The 2,987-nt window shown below is 76.2% G+C and carries 1 protein-coding gene; it reads left to right on the top strand.

The genetic code is table 11. The features are described 5' to 3' along the window. A partial coding sequence (locus tag E2C05_RS30405; protein WP_205083186.1) for an EAL domain-containing protein occupies window positions 1–2,858 on the top strand: 2,858 nt, incomplete at its 5' end. Window positions 2,859–2,987 lie beyond the last annotated feature (129 nt).

The raw sequence follows: 2,987 nt of genomic DNA, 5'->3' as shown, positions 1-2,987 counted from the left end.
ATGCCGCGGCGCCGGCGATGGCGGCCTTTGCGCCGGACGAACCGGCGGTGGGCGACGCAGCCGGCGCGGCGCCGGGCCTTGCCGAGCAGGATGCCGCGACCGGGCGCTTCACCCGGGCGACCGCGCGCGCGGCCGCCCTGCTCGGCCGACCGGCGGCGGACCTGCTGCAGCGCGGCCTCGCCGACCTGCTGCATCCGGAGGCCGCGGCGGCGGCGCTGCTGGCCTGGTGCGCCGCCGGCGCCCCGGGCGATGCCTGGGCCGGCACGCTCCGCCTGCGCCGCGCGGCGGGCGGCCTCTCGGCGCTGCGGATCAGCCTCGGCGTGCCGGACCGCGATGCCGGCGGGGCGCCGCGGCGCTTCCTGCTGGTCCTGCAGCCCGAGCCGGAGCCGGAGGCGACGATCCCGCCGGCCGACCAGGCGCTGCTCCGCCTCTGCCTCGAGATCGGGCGCATCGGCGCCTTCAGCCGGGACCTGGTCGCCGGCACCGTGCGGGCGGAGCCGGGGGCGATGGCCATGCTGGGCCTGCCCCCGGCGGACGGCCCGATGCCGGTCGCGGCCTGGAGCAGCACCATCCTCCCGGCCGACCGGCCGCGCTGCCGCGCCATGATCGCGGCGACGCTGGCGATGCGCCGGCCCGAGGGGTCCTATCGCTTCCGCGTCCGGCATCCGGGCACCGGCCGCATCCACCACCTGGAGGCGCGGGCGCGCTACGCCTACGACCCCGCCGGCCGGCCGCTCGCCGCCACCGGCGTGCTGATCGACGTGACGGAGCGGCACGAGGCCGAGGCGCGGCTGGCGGCCAGCGAGGCGCAGCTCCGCCTCGGCATGGTCATCGGCCAGATCGGCACCTACCGGCGGGACCTGCTGACGCGCGAGGTCCAGTGCAGCCCCGAGACGCTGGCGGTGCACGGCCTGCCGCCGGACCGCGCGACGATCACCGACGCCGAGTTCGCCGCGCTGCTGCCGCCCGGGGAGCAGGAGCGCCTGGCGGCCCTGCTGCTCGACGCCTATCGCGCCCGCCGCGTGGAGCTGGCCTTCGACTACCATATCCGCCGCCCCTCGGACGGCGCGCTGCGGCACATGGAGGCGCGGACCCGCGTCACCTATGACGAGACCGGGCGGGCGATCTCCTCGATCGGCGTGGTGATCGACGTGACCGAGCGGCGGGAGGCGGAGGCGCTGCTCCGCCTCGGCCTCGACATCGGCCGGATCGGCGAATTCCGCCACGACTTCGTCTCCGGCCTGGTGCAATGCGGGCCGCAGACCCGGGCGCTGTTCGGCTTCCCCGACTATGGCGGGCCGATCCCGGCCGCCGACTGGCTCGCCCCGCTGCTGCCGGAGGACCGGGCGCGGATCGAGGCGCGGATCGCCGCCATCACCGCCGCCGGCATCGTCGAGGGCGGCAGCGACTTCCGCATCCGCCACCTGACCGATGGCCGGATCCGGCACCTGGAGGTGCGGACGCGCTTCGAATACGACGCGGCCGGCCGGCCGCTCGGCGCCCTTGGCGTCATCATCGACGTGACCGAGCGGCGGGAGGCGGAGGCGCGCATCGCGCATGCCGCGCGGCACGATGCGCTGACCGGCCTGCCCAACCGCCTGCAGTTCCGGGAGGCGCTGGACACCGCCCTGGCCCGCGCGGGAGAAGGGCGCGGCTTCGCCCTGCATCTCCTCGACCTCGACCGCTTCAAGGAGGTGAACGACACCCTCGGCCATCCGGTCGGCGATGCGCTGCTGCTGGCGGCCGCGAACCGGCTGCGGGAGGCGCTACGGACCAACGACCTGCTGGCGCGGCTGGGCGGCGACGAGTTCGCCGTCATCCAGGACGACGTGGCGACCACCGTCGACGCCGCCGCCCTGGCCGAACGGCTGGTCGCCGCGGTCGCCGAGCCCTTCGCGCTGGACGGCCAGCGGGTGCTGGTCGGCACCAGCCTCGGCATCGCCCGGGCGCCCGCGGATGCGGCGGAGGCGGATGAGCTGCTGCGCAAGGCCGACCTCGCGCTCTATCGCGCCAAGGCGCAGGGCCGGAACCGCCACTGCTTCTTCGAGCCGGGGATGCAGGCCGGCCTCCAGCTCCGCCGCATGATGGAGCTGGAACTGCGCCACGCGCTGGAGGCCGGGGAGTTCGAGCTGTTCTACCAGCCCCTCGTCACGGTGCGGACCCGCGCGGTGGCGGGGCTGGAGGCGCTGCTGCGCTGGCGCCACCCGCAGCGCGGCCTGGTGCCGCCGGACGCCTTCATCTCGCTCTGCGAGGAGATCGGGCTGATCGTCCCGGTCGGCGAATGGGTGCTGGCGCGTGCCTGCCGGGATGCGCTGGACTGGCCGGGCGCGCCGACCGTCGCCGTCAACCTCTCCCCCACCCAGTTCGCCGGCCGCGGGCTGGTGGAGGCCGTGGCGGCCGCGCTCGAGACCTCCGGCCTGCCGCCGGGGCGGCTGGAGCTGGAGATCACCGAAGCGGTGATGCTGCAGGACACCGAGGCGACGCTGCGCACGCTGCATGCGCTGAAATCGCTCGGGCTGCGCATCGCGCTCGACGATTTCGGCACCGGCTACTCCGCGCTGGGCTACCTGCAGCGCTTCCCCTTCGACAAGGTGAAGATCGACCGCTGCTTCGTCCGCGAGCTGGGCCGGTCCCGCCAGAGCGAGGCGATCGTCCAGGCGATCGCCGATCTCTGCAACGGGCTCGGCATGGCGACGACCGCCGAGGGCGTGGAGACCGAGGAACAGCTAACCGCGCTGCGCGCCGCCGGCTGCCGGGAGGCGCAGGGCTACCTGTTCAGCCAACCCCGCCCGGCCGCCGAGGTGCCGGCGCTGCTCCGCCGCCTGGCCGCGGCCAGCCATGCGGCGCAGGACCGCTAGGCCGGCGGCTCGGGGCCTGCCGCGACTGCGGCTCCAGGCTCCTGCCGCGTCGGCGGCTTCGGGCCTGCCGCGCCTGCGGCTCCGGGCCTGCCGCGTCGACCGGGTGGCGGCGCGGGGCGGCGCCATGGC

Origin of the sequence: Paracraurococcus ruber (assembly GCF_004353985.1) — a bacterium.
In the GTDB taxonomy this organism is placed as follows: domain Bacteria; phylum Pseudomonadota; class Alphaproteobacteria; order Acetobacterales; family Acetobacteraceae; genus Paracraurococcus; species Paracraurococcus ruber.
This window is presented reverse-complemented; position numbering and strand designations above follow the sequence as displayed.